General features: G+C 58.4%; 23 protein-coding genes. 18 read left to right on the forward strand and 5 right to left on the reverse strand.

What is annotated here, in order from left to right; all coding sequences use genetic code 11:
* Positions 1 to 15: 15 nt before the first annotated feature.
* The 14 genes from ubiE to ACOAP0_RS14640 all read left to right on the forward strand — a co-directional run bounded on the left by ubiE (position 16) and on the right by ACOAP0_RS14640 (position 12,304).
* Positions 16 to 747: a bifunctional demethylmenaquinone methyltransferase/2-methoxy-6-polyprenyl-1,4-benzoquinol methylase UbiE gene (gene ubiE, locus ACOAP0_RS14575; protein WP_498376983.1), complete on the forward strand. Its 732-nt coding sequence runs from the start codon at positions 16 to 18 to the stop codon at positions 745 to 747.
* Positions 748 to 772: 25 nt separating this feature from the next.
* A complete protein-coding gene (locus ACOAP0_RS14580; protein WP_498376984.1) occupies positions 773 to 1,765 on the forward strand; it encodes a Tim44 domain-containing protein in 993 nt (330 codons plus the stop codon).
* A gap of 34 nt (positions 1,766 to 1,799) precedes the next feature.
* Entirely contained in the window at positions 1,800 to 2,354 is a 555-nt protein-coding gene (locus ACOAP0_RS14585) for a ubiquinone biosynthesis accessory factor UbiJ (protein ID WP_498376985.1), read from the forward strand.
* A complete protein-coding gene (gene ubiB / locus ACOAP0_RS14590; RefSeq protein ID WP_498376986.1) occupies positions 2,351 to 3,916 on the forward strand; it encodes a ubiquinone biosynthesis regulatory protein kinase UbiB in 1,566 nt (521 codons plus the stop codon). Before ACOAP0_RS14585 ends, ubiB begins: the two co-directional genes overlap by 4 nt.
* 52 nt (positions 3,917 to 3,968) lie before the next feature.
* On the forward strand, positions 3,969 to 4,286 hold the full coding sequence (locus ACOAP0_RS14595; RefSeq protein ID WP_498376987.1) for an FmdB family zinc ribbon protein: 318 nt from the start codon (positions 3,969 to 3,971) through the stop codon (positions 4,284 to 4,286).
* Positions 4,287 to 4,304: 18 nt separating this feature from the next.
* Positions 4,305 to 4,949, forward strand: coding sequence for a DUF502 domain-containing protein (locus tag ACOAP0_RS14600; protein WP_198301977.1), 645 nt, complete (start codon positions 4,305 to 4,307; stop codon positions 4,947 to 4,949).
* 48 nt (positions 4,950 to 4,997) lie between these two features.
* A complete protein-coding gene (gene aspS / locus ACOAP0_RS14605; protein WP_498376988.1) occupies positions 4,998 to 6,812 on the forward strand; it encodes an aspartate--tRNA ligase in 1,815 nt (604 codons plus the stop codon).
* A gap of 75 nt (positions 6,813 to 6,887) precedes the next feature.
* The gene (gene nudB / locus ACOAP0_RS14610; protein ID WP_498376989.1) at positions 6,888 to 7,385 is read left to right on the forward strand and encodes a dihydroneopterin triphosphate diphosphatase; all 498 of its coding nucleotides are present in this window, start codon (positions 6,888 to 6,890) and stop codon (positions 7,383 to 7,385) included.
* Positions 7,382 to 8,131: an endonuclease/exonuclease/phosphatase family protein gene (locus ACOAP0_RS14615; RefSeq protein WP_498376990.1), complete on the forward strand. Its 750-nt coding sequence runs from the start codon at positions 7,382 to 7,384 to the stop codon at positions 8,129 to 8,131. Before nudB ends, ACOAP0_RS14615 begins: the two co-directional genes overlap by 4 nt.
* Entirely contained in the window at positions 8,125 to 9,339 is a 1,215-nt protein-coding gene (gene clsB / locus ACOAP0_RS14620) for a cardiolipin synthase ClsB (RefSeq protein ID WP_498376991.1), read from the forward strand. The genes ACOAP0_RS14615 and clsB overlap by 7 nt, the downstream gene beginning before the upstream one ends.
* 102 nt (positions 9,340 to 9,441) lie before the next feature.
* Complete coding sequence (gene folE, locus ACOAP0_RS14625) at positions 9,442 to 10,143, forward strand: GTP cyclohydrolase I (RefSeq protein WP_498376992.1); 702 nt, start codon at positions 9,442 to 9,444, stop codon at positions 10,141 to 10,143.
* 4 nt (positions 10,144 to 10,147) lie between these two features.
* Positions 10,148 to 10,570: a BLUF domain-containing protein gene (locus ACOAP0_RS14630; protein WP_087496606.1), complete on the forward strand. Its 423-nt coding sequence runs from the start codon at positions 10,148 to 10,150 to the stop codon at positions 10,568 to 10,570.
* A 9-nt stretch (positions 10,571 to 10,579) separates the two neighbouring features.
* Positions 10,580 to 11,461, forward strand: coding sequence for a DMT family transporter (locus ACOAP0_RS14635; protein WP_498376993.1), 882 nt, complete (start codon positions 10,580 to 10,582; stop codon positions 11,459 to 11,461).
* 3 nt (positions 11,462 to 11,464) lie between these two features.
* Positions 11,465 to 12,304: a DUF429 domain-containing protein gene (locus tag ACOAP0_RS14640; protein ID WP_498376994.1), complete on the forward strand. Its 840-nt coding sequence runs from the start codon at positions 11,465 to 11,467 to the stop codon at positions 12,302 to 12,304.
* Here ACOAP0_RS14640 and ACOAP0_RS14645 read toward each other — a convergent pair.
* The 5 genes from ACOAP0_RS14645 to gpmA form a co-directional block, all read right to left on the reverse strand.
* The gene (locus ACOAP0_RS14645) at positions 12,301 to 13,137 is read right to left on the reverse strand and encodes a MinD/ParA family protein (protein ID WP_087496609.1); all 837 of its coding nucleotides are present in this window, start codon (positions 13,135 to 13,137) and stop codon (positions 12,301 to 12,303) included. The genes ACOAP0_RS14640 and ACOAP0_RS14645 overlap by 4 nt on opposite strands.
* Positions 13,137 to 13,931 (reverse strand): GGDEF domain-containing protein, encoded by a 795-nt coding sequence (locus tag ACOAP0_RS14650; RefSeq protein ID WP_498376995.1) that lies wholly within the window; start codon positions 13,929 to 13,931, stop codon positions 13,137 to 13,139. Before ACOAP0_RS14650 ends, ACOAP0_RS14645 begins: the two co-directional genes overlap by 1 nt.
* Positions 13,932 to 14,043: 112 nt before the next feature.
* On the reverse strand, positions 14,044 to 14,790 hold the full coding sequence (locus ACOAP0_RS14655) for a HesA/MoeB/ThiF family protein (RefSeq protein WP_498376996.1): 747 nt from the start codon (positions 14,788 to 14,790) through the stop codon (positions 14,044 to 14,046).
* Between the two features lie 6 nt (positions 14,791 to 14,796).
* Entirely contained in the window at positions 14,797 to 16,233 is a 1,437-nt protein-coding gene (locus tag ACOAP0_RS14660; protein ID WP_498376997.1) for a S41 family peptidase, read from the reverse strand.
* Positions 16,234 to 16,351: 118 nt separating this feature from the next.
* Complete coding sequence (gene gpmA / locus ACOAP0_RS14665) at positions 16,352 to 17,095, reverse strand: 2,3-diphosphoglycerate-dependent phosphoglycerate mutase (RefSeq protein ID WP_498391445.1); 744 nt, start codon at positions 17,093 to 17,095, stop codon at positions 16,352 to 16,354.
* A gap of 104 nt (positions 17,096 to 17,199) precedes the next feature.
* On the opposite strand from gpmA, the gene ACOAP0_RS14670 reads away from it, so the two are divergent.
* The 4 genes from ACOAP0_RS14670 (at position 17,200) to ACOAP0_RS14685 (ending at position 19,519) form a co-directional block, all read left to right on the forward strand.
* On the forward strand, positions 17,200 to 17,607 hold the full coding sequence (locus ACOAP0_RS14670) for a rhodanese-like domain-containing protein (protein ID WP_087496614.1): 408 nt from the start codon (positions 17,200 to 17,202) through the stop codon (positions 17,605 to 17,607).
* Between the two features lie 29 nt (positions 17,608 to 17,636).
* Positions 17,637 to 17,900 carry a glutaredoxin 3 gene (gene grxC, locus ACOAP0_RS14675; RefSeq protein ID WP_087496615.1) on the forward strand — a complete coding sequence of 88 codons (264 nt, stop codon included), beginning with the start codon at positions 17,637 to 17,639 and terminating at the stop codon, positions 17,898 to 17,900.
* Positions 17,901 to 17,984: 84 nt separating this feature from the next.
* A complete protein-coding gene (gene secB / locus ACOAP0_RS14680; protein ID WP_087496616.1) occupies positions 17,985 to 18,440 on the forward strand; it encodes a protein-export chaperone SecB in 456 nt (151 codons plus the stop codon).
* Positions 18,441 to 18,493: 53 nt separating this feature from the next.
* A complete protein-coding gene (locus ACOAP0_RS14685; RefSeq protein ID WP_498376998.1) occupies positions 18,494 to 19,519 on the forward strand; it encodes an NAD(P)H-dependent glycerol-3-phosphate dehydrogenase in 1,026 nt (341 codons plus the stop codon).
* Positions 19,520 to 19,536: the final 17 nt, after the last annotated feature.

Below are 19,536 nucleotides of genomic sequence, written 5' to 3' on the forward strand. Positions count from 1 at the left end.
ATTTGGACTAAAACTATGAGTACTACCCATTTCGGTTTCAAGTCGGTCGATGAGTCGGAGAAAGCCAGCCACGTACGTGGCGTGTTTGACTCCGTCGCCCCCAAATACGACCTGATGAACGACCTGATGTCAGCCGGCCTGCACCGCGCCTGGAAGGCCTACACCGTGCTGGTGGCCAACCTCAAAGAGGGCGACAAGGCCTTGGACATTGCCGGCGGCACCGGTGACCTGGCAATGGCCTTCTCCAAGAAAGTCGGCAAGTCGGGTCAAGTCGTGCATACCGATATCAACCAAGCCATGCTCTCCACCGGCCGCAACCGTTTGCTGGATGCGGGCATCGTGTTGCCCACGCTGGTGTGCGATGCGGAGAAGTTGCCCTTCCCCGACAACTACTTCAATGTGGTCAGCGTGGCCTTCGGTTTGCGCAACATGACCTACAAAGACGTGGCTTTGGCAGAAATGCAACGGGTCTTGAAACCGGGTGGCAAGCTGTTGGTACTGGAGTTTTCCAAGGTGGCGCCCCCCTTGGAGAAGGTGTACGACTGGTACTCCTTCAAGGTGTTGCCGCGCTTGGGCAAGATGATCGCCGGAGATGACGCAAGTTACCGCTATCTGGCGGAATCCATTCGCATGCATCCGGGCCAGCAAGAGCTAAAGACCATGATGCACAAAGTGGGCTTCGGTCATGTGGACTATCACAATTTGACTGGCGGCATTGCTGCCTTGCATGTTGGAATCAAGTGCTGAGATAACTACAAATTTTGGAGAAGACATGAAACTTTGGGCATTGGCTTTGGCAGTCGCGCTGACCCTCTCGGGCTTTGACGCAGAAGCCGCCCGACGCCTGGGCGGAGGCAAGTCGTTCGGCAAGCAGTCGAGCAACGTCACACAACGCGAAGCAGCCAGTCCCGCGCCGGCATCTCCCGCTGCGCCCGGGCAGAACGTGAATAACGCAGCCGCCAAACCTGCACCTGCGGCAGCACCCACAGCCGCGCAGGCGCCCAAGCGTCCTTGGGGTGCCATGTTGGGCGGTCTCGCGGCCGGGTTGGGCTTGGCCTGGCTGGCAAGTTCCCTGGGGCTGGGTGAAGCCTTTGGCAACGTGCTGATGTTCGGTTTGCTGGCGCTGGGTGTGATGATGCTCATCGGCATGTTCATGCGCAGCCGCAAGCCTGCGGCACAGGCTGCTTCCCCGTTTGCGTTTCAGGGTGCTGGTCCGGCTCCGGTTCAGGATTTGAAGCAGTACCGGGCCGAGAACGTCGGTAATGATGCTTCAGCCCGCCCTTGGGAGCGGAGCAGCATGGTCTTCGAGGCGCCGCAGCCTGCGGCCCAAGGTGGCTCCATGATCGGCTCGGCGTTGATGGGTTCGCAAACCTGGGGTGTACCGGCTGGATTTGATACTGAGGGTTTCCTCAAATCGGCCAAAGCCAATTTTGTGACTCTGCAAGCGGCCTGGGACAGGTCCGACGTGGCAGCGCTTCGCGCCATGATGACGGACGACATGACCCGAGAAATACAGACCCAATTGGCCGAGCGCGAGACGCACACGGGTGCCGGCGTGAACCACACCGATGTGGTCATGATTGATGCCCGTTTGCTGGGCATTGAAGAGCTGCCTGATGAGTACATGGCCAGCGTGGAGTTCTCCGGCATGATCCGTGAAGAGCCGTCTGCAGGACCGAGCCCTTTCCGCGAAGTCTGGAACATGACCAAGGCCAAAAACGGCAGCAGTGGCTGGTTGGTGGCAGGTGTGCAAGCCCTGCAATAGGACCGGTCATTTTTCAGGAAGATAATGGGGGACTATGGCAACACAGTCCCCCTTTTCCATGCTGGAAGGTCTCTTCCAGAATCTTCCCTCCGCCCTGACCCCACCGGCTTGGGCCATTGAAGAAAGTCACCGCCGGGTGGTGCTCTTGCTCAACCATGTGCTGCAGCAGGAGCCTCAGGCAATGGAACGGCTGGCGCGCCAGAAAGGCCGCGTCATTCACACCCAGTGGCGTGAATTTACCTTCCGTGTGCAGGCTACCCCCGCCGGTTTGCTGGATCTGGCAGGGGCGGACGCCAAGCCCGACCTGACCCTCACGATTACTGAAGACTCACCTTATGCGATCGCACAAGCGGTCATGCAGGGTGGCAAGCCGTCTGTGCGCATTGAGGGCGATGTGCAGTTGGCAGCCGAAGTGAACTGGCTGGCAGACCATGTGCGCTGGGATGTGGAGGAGGATCTCTCCAAGATCTTGGGTGATGCTCCTGCGCACATGCTGATGCAGACCTGCCGCACCATGGGCCAAGCCCTGCAGCAGTTTGTCGGCAAGCGCGGCGCTGCGTCGTCGGAATCCAGCGGCAAAGCTCCATGAGCCGCCTCGGCCGCGGGCTGTTCATCGTCTGGGTCGTTCTGCGATACGGGCTGGACGAGCTGGTGCTTACCAGCTTCCAGAAGCCCTGGTTGCGCTTGATTGCCCGTATTGTCTCCATCGGCCGTTCTCTGGATGAGCCGCGCGGGCAGCGTTTGCGCGAAGCGCTGGAGCGGTTGGGGCCCATATTTGTGAAGTTCGGGCAGGTGCTTTCCACCCGCCGGGATTTGCTGCCCTTGGACATCGCCAACGAACTTGCCAAGCTGCAAGACCGCGTGCCCCCCTTCGACTCGGAGGTGGCGGTCGCCACCATCGAGCGCGCACTGGGAAAGCCGGTGTCCGAGATTTTTGTGTCGTTCGAGCGTACGCCGGTGGCCAGTGCATCGATCGCACAGGTGCACTTTGCGGTGCTGAAGGACCGCTCCGGTCGTGAGCGCGAGGTCGCTGTCAAGGTACTGCGTCCCAACATGCTGGGTGTGATCGACAAAGACTTGGCACTCATGCGCATGATGGCCGGCTGGGTCGAGGGGCTGTCTGCAGACGGCAAGCGCCTCAAACCCCGCGAGGTGGTGGCCGAGTTCGACAAGTACCTGCATGATGAGCTGGATTTGGTCCGTGAAGCATCAAGCGCCGCACAACTCCGGCGCAACATGGAGGGGCTAGATTTGGTCCTGATCCCTGAGATGCTCTGGGACTATTGCACGACCGAAGTGCTGGTCATGGAGCGCATGCATGGTGTGCCGATCAGCCAGATCGACAAACTTCGCGAGGCCGGCGTCGATGTGCCCAAGTTGGCCCGCGATGGCGTGACCCTGTTTTTCACCCAGGTCTTCCGCGACGGGTTTTTCCATGCCGATATGCACCCTGGCAACATCCAGGTCAGCCTCGCGCCTGAGACCTTCGGTCGCTATATCTCTTTGGATTTCGGCATCGTCGGCACTTTGACCGAAGTGGACAAAGAGTACCTCGCGCAGAACTTTGTGGCCTTCTTCCGCCGCGATTACAAGCGTGTGGCGGAGTTGCACATAGAGTCCGGCTGGGTGCCCGCTGCCACCCGGGTGGATGAGTTGGAAGCCGCTGTCCGCGCAGTGTGTGAGCCTTACTTTGACCGGCCGCTCAAAGAGATTTCTCTGGGCATGGTGCTGATGCGCTTGTTCCAGACGTCCCGCCGCTTCCACGTGGAGATTCAGCCGCAGCTGGTGTTGTTGCAAAAAACCCTGCTCAATATCGAAGGTTTGGGTCGGGATCTGGATCCGGATCTGGATTTGTGGGCGACGGCCAAGCCCTTTCTGGAGCAGTGGATGCTGCAGCAGGTGGGTCCGCAAAAGCTGATCCATGAACTCAAGGCCCAGGCACCGCGGTATGCCAAATTGTTGCCGGAGCTACCGGGGTTGCTGCATCAGTATCTCCAGCGTCAAGGTGGTGGCAACGAGGAGCTGATGCGGGAGCTGCTGCAAGAGCAAAAACGTACCAACCGCCTGTTGCAAACCCTGGTGGCAGTTGTCATCGGCTTCTCGGTGGGATTGGTGCTGGTTCAGCTATGGGCGCGCATCCGGCTGTTTTGATGGCGCACCTATAATTGAGGGTTTTGCAACTTCAGGTCTGAGCTCTACTTCCATGCCCATTTACGCCTACAAATGCGAGTCCTGCGGATTTGCCAAGGATGTATTGCAGAAAATCTCCGACGCACCGCTGCAGGATTGCCCGCAGTGCAACGCACCTGCATTCAAGAAACAACTGACGGCCGCCGGTTTTCAGCTCAAGGGCTCCGGCTGGTACGTGACAGACTTCAAAGGCGGCAGCGCGCCAGCAACTGGCGTGGCGCCAGTCACCGGCGACAGCCCCGCGGCCAAGCCTGCAGAAACCAAATCTGAAGCGCCTGCTGCCGCACCCGCAGCCCCTGCGGCGCCAAGTACCCCGTCATCCACCACCTGAAGCGGAGCACCTGTGCCCATTAAAAAATACCTGCTTACCGGCCTGATGGTCTGGTTGCCGCTGGCCATCACCATCTGGGTGTTGTTGTGGCTGGTCGGTCTGCTGGACGCCGTGTTCGCAGGATTTTTGAGCGGCGTTTCCGCCATCACGCCCACGACTTCTGCACCAACCATCGAGCGACTGCACAGCATTCCGGGGCTCGGCGTGGTGCTGGTGTTTGCTGCATTGTTGGTGACCGGCGCATTGGTCTCCAATGTGGCCGGGCGCTGGTGGGTCAAGCAATGGGACAAGTTGTTCACCAACATCCCGATTGTCAAATCCATTTACAACAGCGTGAAGAAGGTGTCCGACACCTTGTTCTCCAGCAACGGCAATGCCTTCCGCACCGCCTTGTTGATCCAATACCCCCGCGCCGGCAGCTGGACCATCGGTTTCCAGACGGGTACGCCGGGTGGAGAGGTGGCATCGCACTTGGGCGAAGAGTTTGTCAGTGTCTATGTACCCACCACGCCGAACCCGACCAGCGGTTTCTTTTTGATGCTGCCCCGCAAAGATGTGATCGAGCTCGATATGAGCGTGGACGAGGCGCTGACCTATGTGATTTCCATGGGATCGGTGGCTCCAACTGCCCACGTCCCGACAGCGCCCACTGCGCCCAAATAACCTTATTACTAACCCGCTGCACACTTTGCGGCGAATTGAAAGCACTCTATGGCTATGCGTTCTCATTATTGCGGTCTCGTGACCGAAGCCCTGTTGGGCCAAACCGTGACTCTGTGTGGTTGGGTCAATCGTCGTCGTGACCACGGTGGTGTGATTTTTGTGGACGTGCGTGACCGCGAAGGCTACGTGCAAGTGGTTTGCGATCCTGACCGCGCCGAGATGTTCAAGGTGGCTGAAGACATTCGCAACGAATACTGCGTGCAGATCAAGGGTTTGGTGCGTGCGCGCCCCGAAGGCACCACCAATGACAGCCTCAAGAGCGGCAAGATTGAAGTGTTGTGCCACGAACTGATCGTGCTGAACGAATCGGTGACTCCTCCGTTCCAACTGGACGAAGACAACCTGTCTGAAACCACCCGCCTGACCCACCGCGTGTTGGATCTGCGCCGCCCCTACATGCAAAACAACCTGATGCTGCGCTACCGCGTGGCCATGGAAGTGCGCAAGTTTTTGGACGCCAACGGTTTTGTGGACATCGAAACCCCGATGTTGACCAAAAGCACGCCCGAAGGCGCACGTGACTACCTGGTGCCCAGCCGTGTGCATGATGGCCAGTTTTTCGCGCTGCCCCAGTCCCCCCAGTTGTTCAAGCAGCTGCTGATGGTGGCGGGTTTCGATCGCTACTACCAGATCACCAAGTGCTTCCGCGACGAAGACTTGCGCGCTGACCGCCAGCCCGAATTCACCCAGATCGATATCGAAACCTCTTTCCTGACCGAAGAGGACATCCGTGACATGTTCCAAGGCATGATCACCACCGTGTTCAAGAACACCATCGGTGTGGACTTGGGCGAGTTCCCGGTCATGACCTACCAGGATGCGGCCCGTTTGTACGGCTCTGACAAGCCTGACTTGCGCGTGAACCTCGAGTTCGCCGAACTCACCGACGTCATGAAGGACGTGGATTTCAAGGTGTTCTCAGGCGCTGCCACCATGAAGGGTGGCCGTGTGGTGGCCCTGCGTATCCCCGGTGGTTCTGCCGAAAACGGTGGTATCAGCCGTGGCGAAATCGATGCCTACACCGAGTTCGTCAAGATCTACGGTGCCAAGGGCTTGGCCTACATCCGCGTGAACGACCTGTCCAAGGGCCGTGATGGTCTGCAAAGCCCGATTGTGAAGAACATCCACGACGCAGCCCTGAATGCGGTGCTGGAGCGCACCGGTGCCCAGAACGGAGACTTGATCTTCTTCGGTGCCGACAAGGAAAAAATCGTCAATGACGCCATCGGTGCCCTGCGCATCAAGATTGGCCACAGCGAGTTTGGCAAGAAAAACGGCCTGTTCACCGGTGGCTGGAAGCCGCTGTGGGTGGTGGACTTCCCGATGTTCGAATACGACGAAGAAAGCCAGCGTTACACCGCTGTGCACCACCCCTTCACAGCACCCAAGGAAGGCCACGAGGACTGGATGGTCACCGCGCCTGAAAAGTGCATTTCCCAAGGTTACGACATGGTCTTGAACGGTTGGGAAATGGGTGGCGGTTCGGTCCGTATCCACCGTGCAGACGTGCAGCAGAAAGTGTTCGATGCCCTGAAGATCACACCGGAAGAAGCCCAGCTTAAATTCGGCTTCTTGCTCGATGCATTGCAATACGGTGCCCCACCCCACGGTGGTCTCGCATTCGGTCTGGACCGCATCGTGACTCTGATGACCGGCGCGGAATCCATCCGTGACGTGATTGCTTTCCCCAAGACCCAGCGTGCCCAGTGCTTGCTGACCCAGGCGCCGAGCCCGGTGGACGAGAAGCAGCTGCGAGAATTGCACATCCGCTTGCGCAATGTGGATTTGGCCAAACCGGCCTGAAACGCATAGACACCCGTAATGGGTCATGCACAATGAAAGGGCACTCTTGGAGTGCCCTTTTTCTTTGCGAGAACCATGACGAACCGCTTCAAGATTCCCCAGTCGGTATTGGTGGTGATCCATACCCCGCAGCGCGAGGTACTTCTGATTCGGCGGGTGGAGTCTGACCCCGCCGCGCCTCCTTTCTGGCAGTCGGTAACGGGCGCCAAAGACACTGAGGATGAGGACTGGGCGATCACAGCCGCCCGTGAGGTGTGGGAGGAGACAGGGCTGGATTGCAGAACTGGTGGCCCCCTGCAACACAATTTGACGGACTGGGCTCTGGAGAATGTGTACACCATCTATCCGCGTTGGCTGCATCGTTACGCCCCCGGAGTCACGCACAACACCGAGAGGGTGTTCGGTTTGCTTGTTCCTGAAAAATGTGAAGTAACGCTCGCACCTCGGGAGCACACTCACTATTGCTGGCTGCCTTACTCAGAGGCGGCCGATTTGTGTTTTTCGCCGTCCAATGCAGAGGCCGTGCTGCAGCTCATGCACATGCCACCCAGCCATCAGGAGGAGCGCGAATGAAGACTTTGCGCGTGGTGACCTACAACATCCATAAGGGTGTTCAGGGGCTGGGGCCTCTGCGTCGTTTGGAGATCCATAACCTCAGCCATGCGATGGAGCTCATGGATGCGGATGTGCTGTGCCTGCAGGAGGTCCGAAAGTTGCACCAGCGTGAGGCGCGGCATTTTCCGCATTGGCCGCAAGCTCCGCAGGCGGATTACCTGGCCCCCTCAGGCTACGAGGCCATCTACCGCACCAACGCCATCACACGCCATGGGGAGCACGGTAACGCTTTGCTGAGCAAGTGGCCGGTGGTGCAACATCAGCATGAAGACATGTCGGACCACCGTCTTGAACAGCGGGGTTTGCTCCATGTGGAGTTGGATGTAGCGGGGCAGAGTTTGCATGTTTTGGTGGTGCATCTTGGGCTTATTCGTGCGGGGCGGGGGCGTCAATTGCAACAACTGACGCAGTTCATTCAACGGGAGATTCCGCCGGACGCCCCCCTTTTGGTGGCTGGCGATTTCAATGATTTGCCTGCCTGGGTGGCCCGGCAATTGGCCCCTGCCGGATTGAAGGCGCCTGTGACCAAGCCTTGTGTCACCTTCCCGTCACGCCTGCCGCTGGTGCAACTCGACCACGTGCTGGCGCGAGGACTCACACCTGTAAGTGCTACAGCGCCCCGGGGCATGAGTTGGGCGCGTATGTCGGACCATCTGCCCTTGATCACGGAATGGCAGCTGGCAGCGGAAACGCCGGCATGTTGAGGTCTGCCGCTTTTGCCTCTGGTCACGAGCTGCAGCTTTTGCAGGGTGGGGGGCAATACTTCCCTGCGTTGATCAGCGCTGTCGATGCCGCGCAACATGAAGTCCGCTTGGAGACCTATATCTTCCATTTCGATGTACAAGGCATTCAAGTGGCAGAGGCCCTTGAACGCGCTGCGTTGCGGGGTGTCGCCGTGTATCTGGTGATGGATGGCGTGGGCACGCCAGATGTACCGCTGGATTGGCAACACCGATGGAACGCCAGTGGAGTGCGTTGGCATCAATACGCCCCTCTCGGTTATTTGGGCTTGTTCATTCCGGGGCGCTGGCGGCGAATGCACCGGAAGTTGTGCGTAGTCGACGGTGAGTCGGCCTTTTGCGGCGGCATCAACATTCTGGATGACCTTCTGGACCCGAATCATGGGCCACTGCGGGTGGCTCGTTTGGACTATGCGGTCAGGGTGCGGGGTCCCTTGGTGGCGCAATGCAGGCAGGCGATGGTGCAATTCTGGGCACGCTTGGAAGCCAAACTGCAAATAGAGCGACTGCACTGGCGGGAGATCCGAAGGAATTGGCCCGCGTTGGCCTGGCTGCCAAGGCAAGCTGCTTTGCCTTTGGTGGAGACACCTATTGCAGGTAGCTTCGCCGCTTTGGTACTGCGTGACAACGTTCGCAACCGTACCCGTATTGAAAGGGCTTACCTCAAAGCGATCGGGGAGGCCCGTAGCGCGATTGTCCTGGCCAATGCTTATTTCCTGCCGGGTGCCCGCCTGCGCAGAGCGCTCAAGCACGCGGTGCGCCGTGGTGTTCGCGTACAGGTGGTGGTGCAAGGACAGTACGAATACTTTATGCAGTACCACGCCTCCCGGCCGGTGTTGAGCGAGCTGGTGCTGGCCGGCGTAGAAGTGTACGAGTACACCCCGGGATTTCTGCATGCCAAGGTGGCAGTGGTGGATACCATTTGGGCGACAGTCGGTTCGTCCAATCTGGACCCCTTGAGTCTCTTGTTAGCCCGTGAAGCCAATGTGGTGGTCCATGACGCGGATTTCGCCCAGCAACTGGATACAGCCTTGTGTGCTGTCATTCAAACGTCAACACGCCGGTGGGATCTGGCGGCAGACGCAAAACGACCCTGGCACCAGCGGGTGCGGGACCGTCTGGCTTTCGGATTGATGCGGGTTTTGCTCTTCTTCAGTGGTTCCCGCTATTGATTTGATAGCTGCTCGCGCAGTGTTTATGGGCGCTGATTTCGAAAAACCCTAAAAGCCAATCGCTGGTACCATGACCGGACTTTTATGAAAAAGAAATCTACTATGAGCTCCTCTGACACATTTGAAGGAACGTCGGTTTCCGTCAAAATCCGTGAACGATTGAAGGCTTCCCGCAAGCGCTTTCACGCCAACGACAACATTGCCGAATACATCCAGCCTGGTGAGCTGGAGACCTTGTTGGACGAGGTTGAAGTCCAGATGCGTGGCGTCTTGAACAGCCTGGTCATTGATATCGAAAACGACCACAACACTGACAACACAGCCCGCCGTGTTGCCAAGATGTACCTCAATGAGGTGTTCCGCGGCCGCTATGTACCCGCACCCACGATCACCGAGTTTCCTAACGTTGGCCACCTCAATGAGTTGATGATCGTCGGCCCCATCACGGTACGCAGTGCCTGCAGCCATCACTTCTGCCCGGTCATCGGAAAAATTTGGATCGGCGTAATGCCCAATGAACACACCAACGTGATAGGTTTGTCCAAATATGCGCGCCTCGCTGAATGGATCATGGGGCGCCCCCAGATCCAGGAAGAGGCCGTGGTGCAACTCGCTGACCTGATTCAGGAAAAAACCCAGCCGGACGGCTTGGCTATCGTGATGGAAGCCAGCCACTACTGCATGGCCTGGCGCGGTGTGAAGGACATGGACAGCAAGATGATCAACTCGGTCATGCGCGGCGTGTTCCTGAAAGACCCCAATCTGCGTCGCGAATTTCTCTCTCTCATTCCCCAGAAAGGCTAATGCCATGTTGGTCCGTTTGCTCTACGCCAGTCGCGCTATCGATTCCAATCCTGATGCGATCGAAGCCATTCTGGCCCAGTCCCGTAACTACAACCCTACCTGCGGCATCACCGGCATTCTTTGCTACGGTGGCGGCATTTTCCTGCAGGCGATTGAAGGTGGCCGCATGGCGGTCAGCGAGCTCTATGGCCACATTCAGAAGGATTCGCGCCACAAAGATGTCGTGCTGTTGCACTATGAAGAGATCACCGAGCGCCGCTTCGGTGGCTGGACCATGGGGCAAGTGAATATGTCCAAAATCAACACCAACATCTTGTTGAAATACGCAGAGCGCCCTGAGCTGGACCCGTATTCGGTGTCCGGCAAAGTGTCGTTGGCCTTGCTCGAAGAGCTGATGGCAACCGCGTCCATCATCGGGCGCGCCTGATCTGAGCGCATGACGTTCACAGCCCTGGGGCTGGTGATCTTTGCAGGGCTGATCCACGCTAGTTGGAATATCGCTGCCAAAAAAGCGGGAGGTGACTCCCGCTTTGCGTTTTTCACCGCCATGGTGATGATGGTCTTCTGGGCGCCTGTCGGCCTGTGGCTGGGCTGGCAACAAGTGCCACAGTGGGACGCGCTGGCGTGGGCCTTCATCATCGCCAGCGGCATCATTCACGTCGGTTATTACACCGTGCTGTTACGCGGCTATCGCAAGTCAGATTTGACGGTCGTGTACCCCCTTGCGCGTGGTTCAGGGCCCTTGATGTCCTCCTTGTTTGCCATTCTCGTGCTGGGCGAGCAGATATCTGCCCTGGGTCTGACAGGTGTGCTGGCTGTCGTGGGCGGGGTGTTTCTGGTGGCTGGAGGGCCCGCTTTGTTCCGTCCCTCAGATGATCCGGCCCGCAATGCGCGCATGCGCAAAGGAGTGGTCTACGGCTTGGTAACCGGTGTCTTCATTGCCAGCTACACCGTGGTGGACGGCTATGCGGTCAAGGTGCTGCTACTGTCGCCCATCCTGCTGGACTACATGGGTAATTTTGTGCGATTGGTGTTTCTCTTCCCCCCGGTAGTTCGCGACCTGACCGCTGCCCGGCTGCTCTGGCGTGCGCAATGGAAATACGCAGCGATGGTGGGAATCGTCAGCCCGATTTCATATGTGTTGGTGCTGTATGCCATGCAAACAGCACCCATGAGCCATGTGGCCCCCGCGCGTGAGGTGTCCATGTTGTTTGCGGCACTTCTGGGTGGGCATCTGCTGGGCGAGGGTGATCGGATGGCGCGGTTCGCAGGTGCCGCCTGCATTGCCTTCGGCGTGATCGCTTTGGCGTTAGGTTGAGCCATGGGTTTATTGGTCGGGTGTGATTTTTCGAGCAGTCCCACATCGCGCAAAGCGATTGTTTGTGCAAGGGGTTCCCAGGCTCGAGGGCGGTTGGTGCTGGAAGGTCTGGACAAGCTCCATTCTCTGGACGCCTTCTCGCAATGGCTGCGCAAAGACCCGGCATGGATCGGTGCGTTTGACCTTCCCTTCGGCCTGCCGCGTGAACTCGTTGTTGCGCTGGGCTGGCCTCTCGAATGGGAGGCCTGTATGCGCCATTACGCTGGCCTGTCGCGGGATGAAATCAGGCGCTTGTTTGCTGCTTTCTGTGACGCTCGTCCTGCTGGAGGCAAGTTCGCCCACCGTGCTACTGATGCACCCGCACAGTCCAGCCCTTCCATGAAATGGGTAAACCCGCCCGTCGCATTCATGCTGCACGCGGGCGTTCCTCGTCTGCTGGAGGCGGGTGTCTATTTGCCCGGCTTGCAGCCCAGGCCCGTTCCTGCGACTGAGGAATCGGTCTGTATAGGGCTTGAGGCTTACCCCGGCTTGATCGCGCGCTCCATTCTGGGTAATCGCAGCTACAAAAGCGACGACAAAGCCAAGCAGACACCTGACCGTCTCATCGCCCGCAAAGATTTGCTCAATGCCCTGGAAACCGGACAGACCCGTTGGGATGTGCGTTTGAAGCTGAGTCACGCCCAGCGCGATGCGCTGGTCGACGATGCCAGTGGGGACAGTCTCGATGCAGTGTTGTGCTTGTTCTTGGCGGCATGGGCAGAAGTCCAGCACCAACAAGGTCACTTGTTGTACGGCCTTCCACAGGATATGGATCCTTTGGAAGGGTGGATCGTCTCCGCTTAGTTGACCCGCAGGCCGACGGTTTCTTCCACTTTGACCGCCAACTGGGAGATCGCCAACGCCGCAGGGCTGCCGGGCATCGCTTGCAGTAGCAATTGCCGGCGCATGACGGCTTGGCGTACAGCGGGGTCTGCAGGGATATCGCCCATATGCACCAAACGGACGGGTTTGCCGGTGTCGGTGGTGACAAAACGGTCCAGCACCTGTTGCAACTGGGTGGTAATAGCCCGGCCGTCACCCAAGCGGGCTGTTTGATTGATTACCAGGCGGATAGTCTGTCGTTTCTGTTGGCCTACCAGTACCTTGATGGTGGCATAAGCATCGGTTAGCGATGTGGGCTCAGGGGTTGCCACCACAAGTACCTCAGAAGCCAATGAAACAGCGAATAAAACCACGTCGGAAATGCCTGCACCCGTGTCCAGTATCACTACGTCGTAATGTGGCACCAGTCCGTTCATGATGCGCAGAAAGTCGCCGCGCACTTCCGGTGTCAGGCGCGAATACTCGACCATGCCGGAGCCCGCCAACAACACCGAGAAGCCGCCCGGCGCCCGGATGATGGCTTCTTCCAACTTGGCTTTGCCGGTGAAAACATCATGCAAAGTGATCTTGGGGTAGAGGTTCAGCACCACATCCAGATTGGCAAGGCCCAAATCTGCATCCAACACCAGAACTCGTTGGCCACGCTTGGCCATGGCCGCCGCCAGGTTGGCGGAGACAAAAGTTTTACCGACTCCGCCCTTGCCGCTGGTCACGGCAATGACTTTACCGATGGGTTTGAGCGGCACTCCGGGGTTGCCTTCGGCGGATTCGGGTGGATTCAGCACGTCAGACATCAAAATACCCTCTGCATGGAACCGGTGGCATGGCTGCCTTGTGCGTCGCTGGAAACGCTCTCAATCCATGCCGGGTCACCCAAGGACAGGTGACCGAACAAGAGATTCTTCTCTTCTGCACTGACATAAATCTCTTGTTGTTGGTCCAGAAAAACACAGTTGCGACCTTCGCTCTTGGCGCGGTAGAGCTGCATGTCAGCCCTTTCGGTCCATAACGTGGCGGTGGATCGCACCCACTCAGGCGCAAAGGCACCACCGATACTGACAGTGACCTTGATGGACAAGCCGGGTGCGATGGGAATGGACATTGCTTCGATATGCGCACGGATCCGCTCTGCGACAGCAGTGCCGAAACCTGTGTGGCAACTGGGGAGCATCACAGAAAACTCTTCCCCGCCGAAACGGGCGACGGTATCCATGGGACGTACGCATCCGGTCAGAGCTTTGGCAATCGCTTGCAGCACCTGATCGCCAGCTTGGTGTCCGTAAGTGTCATTGACCTTTTTAAAGTGGTCGATATCCAGCATCAAGAGCAGGGCGGGCTCGCCGGAACGGGCGACCACATCGATGGATCGCTCCAATACGCCGCGGAAGTGGCGACGGTTGGCCAGACCCGTGAGGGGGTCTTTCAAGGAGAGTTCGCACAATCCGTCAATCACCGCTTGCAAATACGCCGTGGGCGATTCTTCAGGGGAAGGAAGCGAGACGGTGGCATCGTGTTCCAACAGCGCACGTGCATCATCCAAGCGCAGGCGCTGCAGATCGACGAGAGACGGTGGAAACGGTTTGGCCACGATAGATCGGATGGTGTGTGGAAAGTCTAACAGGAAGCCTGAGTCCGTTGGAGGGGGCTCAGACCGCGAAAGCCTGCAATTAGCAGGTTTGGAAGACGCAATTCGCCGTTTGCTAGTGGGCGCAGACAGGGCACGAGGGATTGCGGGGTAGCCGCATTTCCGTCCACTCCATGCGCAAGCCATCCAAAAGCAGCACTCTGCCGCGCAGAGTGGTGCTGATACCCAGCACCAGCTTCAAAGCTTCGGCAGCCTGCATGGCGCCAATGACGCCCACCAAAGGGGCAAAAACGCCCATGGTCGAGCACTGTGTGGGCGGCGGGGCATCGTCTGGAGGAAAAGCGCAGGCATAGCAGGGGGCATCGTCTGCACGACAGTCATACACAGAGATTTGGCCATCAAACCGTATGGCAGCTCCGGAGACCAAAGGAACACGTGCGAGCACACATGCCTTGTTAACGGCTTGACGTGTCGTAAAGCTATCGCAGCAGTCGAGGACGACATCCACCGACTCGAGGTTATCCGCCAGCCAAGCAGCGTCGGCATGGCTTTGAACGGCTTGAACCTGCGTGAGCGGGTTGATCGCATTCAGGCTTACTGACGCAGACAGGACCTTGGCTTGCCCTACGCTATGGGTGGTGTGGATGATTTGCCGCTGGAGATTGGTCAGATCTACGGTGTCAGGGTCGACCAACGTGATCTTGCCGATGCCCGCTGCGGCAAGGTACATGGCGGCGGGTGCGCCCAAGCCACCGGCTCCGATGATCAGTGCGTGGGCGCCGCAAATGCGTTCTTGGCCTTCAATGCCGATTTCGTCCAGCAGAATGTGCCGCGAGTACCGAAGCAGCTCGGTGTCCTGCATGGGGAATCAGTTGTCTTTGACTTCTTCTTTGCGCTCAACTTGCGTTTTGCTCACCAGCACGGGCTTGCCTTTGAGGTGGTTGATCGCCTGGATCAGTTGGAAGTCCTTGTCCGAACCGAATTCAGGCACCTTGCGGTCTGCGGCTGGTTTGCGGGACTCTTCCTCCAGACGCTTCAACGCATCTTCGCGTGCTTTTTCACGGGCGGCGTCTTTCTTCTCTTCGCCCTGACCACTGGACAGGTGCTTCTCGAGGTCCGCTTCGCGCATGCGCAGTGCGGCATATGGGCTGCCTTCCTCGGTTTCGTCCACCATCACGTCAGGCACGATGCCCTTGGCTTGGATGGAGCGCCCGCTCGGTGTGTAGTAGCGCGACGTGGTGATTTTGAGGCCGGTGTCCGGTCCCAAAGGTCGGAATGTTTGTACCGAACCCTTGCCGAATGACTGGCTTCCCATGATGGTGGCGCGTTTGTGATCCTGTAGTGCTCCGGCCACGATTTCACTGGCAGATGCAGAACCTTCATTGACAAGCACCACCAGTGGAACTTTCTTCAGTGCCGCAGGCAAGTTTTTCAGGGCATCTGCACCCGCCAAACCACGTATATCGGATGGTGTGGCACGCAGCACCTGTTTGCTCTCAGGTGTCTGCCCATTGGTGGAGACCACCGTCAAGTTTTCTGGCAGGAATGCGGCCGACATCGCAACAGCAGATGTCAGCAGACCACCCGGATCATTACGGAGGTCCAGCACCATGCCTTTGATCTTGGGGTCCTGCTTGTAGATCTCGTCCACTTTCTTGGCGAAATCCTCAAAACTGCGTTCCTGGAACTGGCTGACGCGGATCCATGCGTAGCCCGGCTCGATCACTTTTCCGCGAACCGATTGTTGCTTGATTTCTTCCCGCGTGATGGTGACGGGAAACGTCCTGTTTTCATCTTTGCGATAGATGGTCAACAGAACCTTGGTGTTGGGCTCGCCGCGCATGCGCTTGACGGCTTCATTGAGCGTCAGCCCTTTGACCGCGGTGTCGTCAATTTTGGTAATTAGATCGTTGGTTTTGAGGCCAGCACGGAAGGCAGGAGAGCCTTCGATCGGCGAGACGACTTTTACCAAGCCGTCTTCCTGGGTGATTTCAATGCCGACGCCCACGAACTTGCCGGAAGTACCTTCGCGGAATTCCTTGAACGACTTTTTGTCGAAATACTGGGAATGGGGGTCCAAGCTGGCCACCATGCCGGTGATGGCATCTGTAATCAGCTTTTTCTCATCCACTGGCTCCACATAGTCGCTTTTGACCATGCCGAACACGGTAGCGAGCTGCTGGAGTTCTTCCAAGGGAAGCGGGGCCAAGGAGTTGCGCGCAACCGTTTGCAGCGAGACAGTAGTGAGGGCTCCGGCAACAACGCCCAATGCAACCCAGCCTGTGATTTTCAGTTTGTGACCCATAGTTCTTCCTGTGCCGCGCCAATATACACCTTGGAGTGCACTCGTCCGCCCCGGTTCCCGGGATGCCCTGCAAAAACGCCCGCGATTGCGGGCGTTTTTAACGGGGAGCTCCGGAATCTCAGGCTTTGCCTTGGGAGGCGACTGCAGCAGCGGCCTTGGCGGCTGCTTCGGCATCGCCCAGGTAGTAGTGGCGGATCGGCTTCAAGTCAGCATCCAATTCGTACACCAAAGGGATACCGTTAGGGATGTTCACGCCGACGATGTCGTCATCAGAGATGTTGTCTAGGTACTTGATCAGGGTGCGGATAGAGTTTCCGTGTGCCGCCACCACAATGCGTTTGCCGGCCTTGATCGCGGGTGCCATCGATTCATTCCAGAACGGAATCACGCGTTCCACGGTGTCTTTCAGGCATTCGGTCAAGGGCACTTGGTCGGCCGGCAGCTTGGCGTAGCGGATGTCGGAGCGTTCGCTGCGGGGATCATCGGCTTCCAGTGCGGGTGGGGGTGTGTCGTAGCTGCGGCGCCAGACCAACACTTGCGCATCGCCGTATTGCTTTGCCATGTCTGCTTTGTTCAGGCCTTGTAGAGCGCCGTAATGGCGCTCGTTCAGGCGCCAGCTGTGCACCACGGGCAACCAGGTGCGGTCCATTTCGTCCAGCGTGTGCCACAGGGTGCGGATCGCGCGCTTGAGCACACTGGTGTAAGCCACGTCAAACTCGTAGCCGTCGGCTTTGAGCAGGCGTCCGGCAGTTTTGGCTTGCTCTACGCCAGTGGGGGTCAGGTCGACGTCGGTCCAACCGGTAAAGCGGTTTTCCAGATTCCAGGTGGATTCGCCGTGGCGTACGAGAACAAGTTTGTACATGGTGCAGGGATCAAGGGTTGAGAAAACCGGCCTCGGGGGCCGGCGGGTCAAGACGCGTCATTCTAAAATGTCGGCTTCGCGTGAAGTAACCAAGAAGGAACAAAGTGAAATTTATTATCGATAACTGGATGTTGATTGCTATCGCGCTGTCATCCGGGGGGATGCTGATGTGGCCGGTATTGCAGGGTGCAACCGCAGTGGGCATTGACTCTGCTGGCGCCATTCAGTTGATCAACCGGGAAAAGGCCAATGTGGTTGACGTGTCAGACGCGACTGAATTCGCAGCCGGGCACATTGTGGGTTCCAAGAATGTTCCCTTGGCTGAGCTGGAAGCCAAGCTTGCGGGCTCTGTCAAGAACAAGACGCTTCCCTTGGTGCTGGTCTGCCAGTCGGGCGCGCGTTCCGCCAAGGCGGTGGATATTGCCAAAAAACTGGGTTACGAGCAGGCTCAATCGCTGCAGGGCGGGCTCAAATCCTGGAAAGCCGCTAACCTGCCGGTTGAAAAGGCCTGATTCAGGCCCCAGAACCGAGGAAATTGAATATGCAAGCCGTCAAGATGTACACCACCGCTGTCTGCCCCTATTGCGTGCAGGCCAAGCGAATCCTGAAGTCCAAGGGCGTGGAAACCATTGAAGAGATCCGGGTGGATGCGAATCCCGATGAGCGCATGAAAATGATGGAGATCACCGGTCGGCGCACGGTGCCCCAGATCTTTATCGGCGACACCCATGTCGGCGGTTGTGATGATTTGATGGCGCTGGACAGCCGAGGCGGCTTGCTGCCATTGTTGGGTGCTGCGGCCTGACATAATTCCCCTCAGCGAATTTTGTTTTCGTAGCCCGTCGGTGTTGTGCCGGCGGGCTTCTGTTTATCTAGAGAGACTTTAGCCATGGCTGACCAAGAACCCGTATTCCAAATCCAACGCGTCTATCTGAAAGAGGCTTCCCTGGAGCAACCCAATTCCCCCGCCATCCTGCTGGAGCAGGAACAGCCTTCCGTCGATATCCAGTTGGGTGTGGAAGCTGCTCCTGTAGCAGAAGGCGTGTTTGAAGTGTGCGTGACCGCCACTGTGCAAACCAAAATCAAGGACAAGACCGTGTTTCTGGTCGAAGCCAAGCAAGCCGGCATTTTCGAAATCCGCAACTTGCCGCAAGAGCAACTGGGCCAGATCATGGGCATTGCTTGCCCGCAAATCGTCTACCCTTACCTGCGCGGTAACGTGGCGGACCTGATTCAGCGCGGCGGCTTCCCCCCCGTGCACCTGTCGGAAATCAACTTCCAGGCCATGTACGAGCAGCAGCAAGTTGAAGCTGCCGGTGCAGCGGCCGGCACATTGCCCCAGTAAGCTTTTGCCAGGGGTTTTGGCCCCTGGCGCCCGTTGAATAAGCGCGAGCAGCTATGAAAATCATAGTAATCGGCGCCGGCGCCTGGGGTACGGCGCTGGCCATCAGCGCCGCGCGCAACACGCGCAACCGCCACGACGTCACCTTGTGGGCCCGCGATGCAGAAGCGGCGTCCACCATGAATGCTGAGCGGGTCAATGCGCGCTATCTACCCGATTGCAGCTTTCCCGCCGGCCTTACGGTCAGCTCAGCCCCTTTGCGCGATCTCACCCGCCCTGGGGAGGGTGTCGGTGCCGTGGATCTGGTCATCATCGCCACGCCTATGGCAGCCCTGCGTAGTACTTTGCAGCTGGTCGCAGATCTGGAATGCCCGGTTGCATGGCTGTGCAAGGGCTTTGAGGCGCCTGTCGCTGAGGGTATGGGCTTGTTGGGCCATGAGGTGCAATACGCGGTAGCACCCAGATTGCTCGCCGGCGTTTTGAGTGGCCCCAGCTTCGCCCAGGAAGTCGCAGCCGGCATGCCTACGGCACTGGTGGCTGCGAGTGCGCATGAGAGCGTGCGCCGTGCTTTGGTGAATGCTTTCCACAGCGCAGAGCTGCGTGTGTATGCCAATGATGACGTGGTGGGTGTGGAGGTGGGCGGTGCCGTCAAGAACGTGCTCGCGATCGCCACCGGCCTGTGCGACGGTTTGAACCTGGGCCTGAACGCGCGTGCCGCGTTGATCACACGGGGCTTGGCAGAGATCACCCGGCTAGGCATGGCCTTGGGTGCCAAAGCCGAAACCTTCATGGGCCTGAGTGGTTTGGGTGACTTGGTGCTGACGGCGACTGGCGACTTGTCCCGCAATCGCAAAGTCGGCCTTGCGTTGGCCCAAGGCAAAACGCTAGACCAGGCAGTGGCAGAGCTTGGTCATGTGGCAGAGGGCGTCTACAGCGCTCGTACCGTCTGGCAGCGCGCAGCCAGCCTCGGGGTCGCTATGCCGATAACCCAAGGCGTGGTCGATCTTCTGGATGGAAAACTGCAGGCCCACCAGGCGGTCATGGCACTGATGGGCCGGGGTCCCGCAGCCGAGGTCTACTAAACCCCGCTGCGTAAGGC

The sequence above is a fragment of the Curvibacter sp. Hmag1.1 genome (assembly GCF_059769165.1).

Coding starts and splice junctions, on each gene's coding strand:
- ubiE (WP_498376983.1), top strand. CDS start 16: ATGAGTACTACCCATTTCGGTTTCAAGTCGGTCGATGAGTCGGAGAAA.
- ACOAP0_RS14580 (WP_498376984.1), top strand. CDS start 773: ATGAAACTTTGGGCATTGGCTTTGGCAGTCGCGCTGACCCTCTCGGGC.
- ACOAP0_RS14585 (WP_498376985.1), top strand. CDS start 1,800: ATGGCAACACAGTCCCCCTTTTCCATGCTGGAAGGTCTCTTCCAGAAT.
- ubiB (WP_498376986.1), top strand. CDS start 2,351: ATGAGCCGCCTCGGCCGCGGGCTGTTCATCGTCTGGGTCGTTCTGCGA.
- ACOAP0_RS14595 (WP_498376987.1), top strand. CDS start 3,969: ATGCCCATTTACGCCTACAAATGCGAGTCCTGCGGATTTGCCAAGGAT.
- aspS (WP_498376988.1), top strand. CDS start 4,998: ATGGCTATGCGTTCTCATTATTGCGGTCTCGTGACCGAAGCCCTGTTG.
- nudB (WP_498376989.1), top strand. CDS start 6,888: ATGACGAACCGCTTCAAGATTCCCCAGTCGGTATTGGTGGTGATCCAT.
- ACOAP0_RS14615 (WP_498376990.1), top strand. CDS start 7,382: ATGAAGACTTTGCGCGTGGTGACCTACAACATCCATAAGGGTGTTCAG.
- clsB (WP_498376991.1), top strand. CDS start 8,125: ATGTTGAGGTCTGCCGCTTTTGCCTCTGGTCACGAGCTGCAGCTTTTG.
- folE (WP_498376992.1), top strand. CDS start 9,442: ATGAGCTCCTCTGACACATTTGAAGGAACGTCGGTTTCCGTCAAAATC.
- ACOAP0_RS14630 (WP_087496606.1), top strand. CDS start 10,148: ATGTTGGTCCGTTTGCTCTACGCCAGTCGCGCTATCGATTCCAATCCT.
- ACOAP0_RS14635 (WP_498376993.1), top strand. CDS start 10,580: ATGACGTTCACAGCCCTGGGGCTGGTGATCTTTGCAGGGCTGATCCAC.
- ACOAP0_RS14640 (WP_498376994.1), top strand. CDS start 11,465: ATGGGTTTATTGGTCGGGTGTGATTTTTCGAGCAGTCCCACATCGCGC.
- ACOAP0_RS14645 (WP_087496609.1), bottom strand. CDS start 13,137: ATGTCTGACGTGCTGAATCCACCCGAATCCGCCGAAGGCAACCCCGGA.
- ACOAP0_RS14655 (WP_498376996.1), bottom strand. CDS start 14,790: ATGCAGGACACCGAGCTGCTTCGGTACTCGCGGCACATTCTGCTGGAC.
- ACOAP0_RS14660 (WP_498376997.1), bottom strand. CDS start 16,233: ATGGGTCACAAACTGAAAATCACAGGCTGGGTTGCATTGGGCGTTGTT.
- gpmA (WP_498391445.1), bottom strand. CDS start 17,095: ATGTACAAACTTGTTCTCGTACGCCACGGCGAATCCACCTGGAATCTG.
- grxC (WP_087496615.1), top strand. CDS start 17,637: ATGCAAGCCGTCAAGATGTACACCACCGCTGTCTGCCCCTATTGCGTG.
- secB (WP_087496616.1), top strand. CDS start 17,985: ATGGCTGACCAAGAACCCGTATTCCAAATCCAACGCGTCTATCTGAAA.
- ACOAP0_RS14685 (WP_498376998.1), top strand. CDS start 18,494: ATGAAAATCATAGTAATCGGCGCCGGCGCCTGGGGTACGGCGCTGGCC.